This is a genomic window from Brooklawnia sp., from assembly GCF_049651565.1.
GTDB lineage: Bacteria > Actinomycetota > Actinomycetes > Propionibacteriales > Propionibacteriaceae > Brooklawnia.
This window is the reverse complement of sequence record NZ_JBASCI010000084.1, coordinates 1-5,479: the sequence shown is the minus strand read 5'-3', so window position 1 is coordinate 5,479 and position 5,479 is coordinate 1. Positions and strand designations below refer to the sequence as shown.

Genomic DNA, 5,479 nt, shown 5'->3' with positions numbered 1-5,479 from the left:
TGCTGCCAGCGAGGCAGTGCTGCCGGTGAGCTGGTCGAACCGCGTAACCAGTGCCGGGTTCAGGCGCGGCGCAACAGCCGCCGCCACTTCGCCGCACCCGCCGGAACGCCGCCCGCGGGCCGGACTTCCACCGGCTGGCCCAGCCTGGCGCTGATGGCCGCCCCGATCCGGCCCTGCAGCGTCAGCCCGGCCGCGGGGCAGTGCGCGCAGGCCCCTGCCATCTCAACCTCGACCACCCCGGTCTCGACCCTGACCAAAGCGATCCGGCCGCCGTGGGAGGCGATGAAGGTGCCGAGTTGGTGGTCGATGACATCCTTGGCGACCAGTTGCAGCACCTCGTCGGCGGCCGGGGCGACCTGCCACTGGTCTGGCCGGGCAGCCGCCGCGATGATGGCGTCCCGGACTACCGGCCCGTGCTCCGGCCAACTCGGCTCGGCCAGCCAGGTCCACAGCGCGGCCGGCTCGGCGACCGCCCGGACGATCAGTCCGGCCAGCAGCTCACCGAGTACGCCGGGTGCGCCCAGCAGTCGGCCAGACGCCGGCAGCCCGTCGGGCAGCACCCAGCGCATGGCTGTCGGGTCGTCGGGGACGACCTCGGCGTGCAGCGCGACGCCGACCGGTGGGGCTGCGAGTTCGCTCATCGCGTCACCCGACGAAGATCTCGACCACGGTCCTGACCAGCCACGCCGATACCCAGGCCAGCCCGGTCATGTAACCGAAGGCGATGGCGGGCCACTTCCAGCTACCCGATTCGCGGCGCAGGGTGGCGATGGTGGACGTGCACTGCAGCGCGAACGCGAAGTACACCAGCAGCGCCGCGACCACACCCGGGGTGAACAGTTGCTCCCCCTGGTGCGGGCCGGACAACCAGGTCATCTGCTCCAGGCTGGCCTTCGGGTCCTCGGGGTCCTCGGCGGCCGCGACCTGCCCCATGGTGGCCACGAAGACCTCCCGGGCACCCATTGCGCCGACCAGGCCGACCGAGATCCGCCAGTCGAAGCCGAGCGGCTCGAAGACCGGCTGGATCGTCTTGCCCACTGCGGCGGCGACCGAGTTGTCGATCTGGTAGGCGGCCACGGCGACCTCGTCGGTCACATCGATACCGGCTGCCGACATCTTGTCGGGTGAGGCGACCGGTAGCGCGAGCAGCGCCCACAGCACCAGCGACAGCATCAGGATGATGCCGCCAACCCGGCGCACGAAGTTGGCGCTGGCGTCCCAGACCGCGCGAACCATCTCGCGCCAGCCGGGCATCCGGTAACTCGGCATGTCCATGTAGAACGGCAGCTCGGGACCCTTGCCCTTGAGCAGGTGCTTGAAGACCCAGGCCGCCGTCATCGCGGCCACCGCGCCCAGCACGTAGAGCAGGAACATCACCAGGCCCTGCAAGCCGATCGGTCCGAACCGGACGTCGGCCGGCACCAGCAGCCCGATCAGCAGGATGTAAACCGGCAGCCGGGCCGAGCAGGTCATCAGCGGCGCGGTCATCATGGTGGCCAACCGGTCGCGGGCCGACGGCAGCGTGCGGGTGGCCATGATGCCCGGCACCGCGCAGGCCACCGAGCTGAGCATGGCGACGAAGGCGCGGCCCTCCAGGCCGGCTCGTCCCATCACCCGGTCCATCAGGAAGGCCACCCGGGACATGTAGCCGGTGGCTTCGAGCAACGCGATCATGGCGAACAGCAGCGCGATCTGGGGAAGGAAGACCAGCACCCCGCCGACGCCGGCGATCAAACCGTCGGCGAGCAACCCGGACAGCCAGCCGACCTCGCCGTTGGCGCGCACAAGCTCGGCCAGCCAGCCGAAGAAGGCCTCGATCAACCCCTGGAGCGGCGCGGCCACGGTGAAGATGACCTGGAAGAGGCCTGCCATGGTGAGCAGGAAGATGATCGTACCCAGCACTGGGTGCAGCAGCACCGCGTCGATCTTGCGGGTGCGCTCGTCGACGGCGGGGGGATGGTGGCCGGCGCTGCGCAGCACCGAGGTGATCCAGCCGGTGACGCTGCGCGGTTCGGTCGGGGCCGGCACGACCGGGGACAGCCAGCTGTCCGGTTCGGCCAGGGCGAGCCTGAGGTCGTAGAGCTGGGCCCGGTTGCCGGCGGTCACCGTCATCACCCGGTTGCCGACCGCCTGGGACAGGCGCGCGGCGTCCAACGAGCCGCCGCGGCGGGCCAGCTCATCACCGAAGGTGAGCACCGCGATGGTGGGCAGCCGCAGCTGCTGGACCTGGGCCAGCAGGCCGAGGGAGCGCTGCAGGCTGGTGGCGTCCAGGACGACCAGCAGCGCGTCGGGGCGCAACGGGTTGTCGGGCTCGAGGACCTCGGCGATGAGTTCCTCGTCCGGGCTTATCGGGTCGAGCGAGTACGAGCCGGGCAGGTCCTCCAGGACGAGCGTCCGGCCCCCCACGTGGGCGGTGCCGGTGTGCCGGCTGACCGTGACCCCCGGGTAGTTGGCGACCTTGACGCTCAGCCCGGTGAGGGCGTTGAACAGCGTCGACTTGCCGGCGTTCGGGTTGCCGACCATGGCGATCCGGAACTCGGGCGACTTGATCGCGGCGCCCCGGGTGGCAGATCCGTGGGCGCCCGATTCACCGGCGGCGTCGTGGCAGGACATTTCAGGCGACCCGGACCACGATCCGGTCGGCGTCCCGACGGCGCAGCAGCATCTCGCCACCGGCGATGCGGAAGACCAGGGGGTCGCGCATCGGCGCGCGGCGCACGAGTTCCACCTCGACGCCCTGCGCGAAACCGAGGTCGAACAGACGACGACAGACGGTCATGTCCTCCTCGGCGCGGAACCCGGCGACCACGCCGCGCTGGCCGCAGCCCAGGGCGCCCATGGCAATGCAGCCAGCTGCCTCCGGGTCGCAGAGGTCGAGACAGCGCTCGCAGAGAGGCGCGATTACCGACGTCATGAGCTTAGGTTAGCATCGCCTAAGTTGACCGGTCTCGGGGGGTCGGGTTACCGAACCATCCCGGTCTGACCAGCGGTTTCAGCACTCTCCGCGCGGGCGGGCCGACGGCCGAGAAGCAGCATCGCGAAGGCGGCGGCATAGCAGGCCAGCGCCAGGCCGAGGATCGTCTTGTTGCCCACGCGCACACCATAAACCCGCACCAATGGACATCCGAAACCTGCTGGGGAACTGGTTGCCCGGGCCGACCCAATGCCATGCCACGATGGGCGGGTGACGACCTACCTGATGCTGCTGAGTCCGTCAGCGAACCGCGTCTACCGGCAGGCGACCGCCGTGCTGTCAGCGGCGGAGCTGGCGGTCACGGCGAGCTTCGCGTCCGACATCGTCCCGGCCCGGATCGGCAGCGCCGACGCGCTGCGCTTCACCGCCGATGAGGTCGACGAACTCGTGCTGGCCGCCCAGTCGGCGCACCTGGTCAGCTTCGAGCAGCGGGGCGAGCTGCTGGCCCCGCTGGATGTGCCCTCGCTCGCCGTCTTCGACGACGACCTGGTGACGATCCCGAAGTACCAGGGCAAGACCAACGAGGGCTTCACCCGGCTGCTGCTGCACCTGACCCTCAGCCAGGTGGACCGTCCCGGGCCGCTGGAGGTGCTGGATCCGCTGGCCGGGCGGGGCACCACCCTGCTGGCCGCCTGGCAGGCCGGCCACCACGGCTTCGGCGTCGAGTCGGACGACAAGGCGTTCGACGCGCTGGCCGGCTACCTGAAGACGTACCTGCGGACCAAGCGCATCAAGCACTCGGCGCAGGTATCCCCGGTGCGGCGGGAGGGCCGCGCGCTGGGTCGGCGGCTGGACGCCCAGGCGCGGCTCGCCGAGGCGACCCACGACCAGCCGGCGCGTCCCGGGCTGCCCACCCTGAACATGACGGTCTTCACCGGCGATACCCGGGATTCGGCGGCCCTGTTCGGACGCAAGCGGTTCGACGCGATCGTCACCGACGCGCCCTACGGGGTGGTGCACGGCTCCAGCACCAAGTCGGAAGGCCGCGAACCTGCCCAGCGGTCGTCCAGGCGGCGGGACCGCTCACCGGCGCACCTGCTGGCCGAGGCCATCCCGATCTGGCGTGGCCAGTTGAAGCCCGGCGGGGCGATCGGCATCGCCTGGAACACCCACACCCTGCCGCGTGCTGAACTGGTCGGCATGCTGGCCGACGCCGGCCTGCAGCCGCAGGACGCCGGGCCCTGGCTCGGCTTCGCGCATCGGGTGGACGCCGGCATCAACCGCGACCTGGTAGTGGCCACCCGCGCGGCCGAGGCCGAACGGGGGCTAACTTGGAGTCCATGACCCGCACGCTGTTCCTGATGCGCCACGCGAAGGCCGAGCCGCACCACGCCCGTCTCGACTTCGACCGCGAGTTGGCCCCGCGGGGCTGGCGGCAGGCCCGGGAGACCGGCCTGATCCTGGCCGATCGGGGCATCGAACTGGTGCTCTGCTCGTCCTCGATGCGAACCCGGCAAACCTACGAGGCGATGGGGCTGCAACTGCCCACCGGCGACCCGGTCCCAGTCGAGTACATGGAGGCGCTGTACCTGGCCTCGCCCGACCTGATCCGGCAGCGCATAGGCGAGATCCCGGACGAGGTCACCAAGCTGCTGGTGATCGGCCACTCCCCCGGTATCCCCACACTGGCGGCCGAACTGGCCTGGGCGTCCAACTCGCGGCAGGCCGACCAGATCCAGTGCTGGTTCCCCACCTCCGCGCACAGCGAGTTCGAGATCGACGGCAGTTGGTCGGACCTGTGGGATTCCGATGGCGGTGCGACCCTGACCGACGTGCACCGGCACTCCAAGGACACCGGAGCCTGAGCCAGGGGTGCGCTGATCCAGGACGCCTGGGTTGCCGCCCGATCGAGCGGTCAGGAAGTGGTGACCAGCCAGACGTAGACCCCGACCACACCGTCCAGGCCCGTGCAGGTGATGCCCTCGTCGGCCACGCACTCCACCCGGTAGGCCTGATTGGTCACCGGGCTGAACGCCTCGATGATCTCGGCGTCGGTCATCTCCAGGTCGACCTGCTCGGCAACCGCCTCGGCCAGCGGGCATGAGGTCTGCGGCCCGGCCCAGATCCCGGGCGCGCACTCCTTCGCGCCCGGCAGCATCGATGGGGTGGTGAAGCCGGTCGGTTCCGGGGCCGGTTCGGGTTCGGGCTCTGGTTCGGCGGTGGGTTCCGGCGCGGCGGTGGGAGCGACGGCCGTGGTCGGTGCCGGCGCCGGGGCAGTGCCGCCGCGGTTGAAGAACAGCGCGTCCAGGTTCAGCAACAGCGAGACCAGCACCATCAGGATGACCAGCGTGGCGCCGAGCACCAGCAGGAAGGTGAAGGTCTTGGCGGTCGGCATCACCGAGGCGCCCAGCAACTGTCCGACCCGCTCGCGGGGTGGGGCGTCCACGTCGACCTCGTACCACTCCGGCGAGTCGGCCATGCCGTAGTCGTCCCACAGGTTCAGTTCACCCGAGTCACGCCGGCGGACGCGGCGCGCGGTCCCGAGGGCGAACCGCTGTTCCGGGT

The 5,479-nt window shown here is 70.6% G+C and carries 6 protein-coding genes and 1 pseudogene; 2 read left to right on the top strand and 5 right to left on the bottom strand.

What is annotated here, in order from left to right; genetic code table 11:
* Positions 1 to 59: 59 nt before the first annotated feature.
* The 4 genes from WBL05_RS04045 to WBL05_RS04030 all read right to left on the bottom strand — a co-directional run bounded on the left by WBL05_RS04045 (position 60) and on the right by WBL05_RS04030 (position 3,093).
* The gene (locus WBL05_RS04045) at positions 60 to 641 is read right to left on the bottom strand and encodes a NifU family protein (protein ID WP_424223914.1); all 582 of its coding nucleotides are present in this window, start codon (positions 639 to 641) and stop codon (positions 60 to 62) included.
* A 4-nt stretch (positions 642 to 645) separates the two neighbouring features.
* Positions 646 to 2,523 carry a ferrous iron transporter B gene (gene feoB / locus WBL05_RS04040; RefSeq protein WP_424223916.1) on the bottom strand — a complete coding sequence of 626 codons (1,878 nt, stop codon included), beginning with the start codon at positions 2,521 to 2,523 and terminating at the stop codon, positions 646 to 648.
* Between the two features lie 91 nt (positions 2,524 to 2,614).
* Complete coding sequence (locus tag WBL05_RS04035) at positions 2,615 to 2,914, bottom strand: FeoA family protein (RefSeq protein ID WP_424223912.1); 300 nt, start codon at positions 2,912 to 2,914, stop codon at positions 2,615 to 2,617.
* Between the two features lie 47 nt (positions 2,915 to 2,961).
* Positions 2,962 to 3,093 (bottom strand): hypothetical protein, encoded by a 132-nt coding sequence (locus tag WBL05_RS04030; protein WP_424223910.1) that lies wholly within the window; start codon positions 3,091 to 3,093, stop codon positions 2,962 to 2,964.
* A 91-nt stretch (positions 3,094 to 3,184) separates the two neighbouring features.
* Between WBL05_RS04030 and WBL05_RS04025 the strand changes: the two genes are divergently transcribed.
* Both WBL05_RS04025 and WBL05_RS04020 read left to right on the top strand, forming a co-directional pair.
* The gene (locus WBL05_RS04025; RefSeq protein WP_424223908.1) at positions 3,185 to 4,258 is read left to right on the top strand and encodes a TRM11 family SAM-dependent methyltransferase; all 1,074 of its coding nucleotides are present in this window, start codon (positions 3,185 to 3,187) and stop codon (positions 4,256 to 4,258) included.
* Entirely contained in the window at positions 4,255 to 4,779 is a 525-nt protein-coding gene (locus WBL05_RS04020; protein WP_424223906.1) for a SixA phosphatase family protein, read from the top strand. The genes WBL05_RS04025 and WBL05_RS04020 overlap by 4 nt, the downstream gene beginning before the upstream one ends.
* Positions 4,780 to 4,829: 50 nt before the next feature.
* On the opposite strand, the pseudogene WBL05_RS04015 reads toward WBL05_RS04020, so the two are convergent.
* A pseudogene (locus WBL05_RS04015) lies at positions 4,830 to 5,479 on the bottom strand (hypothetical protein); the annotation flags it as partial.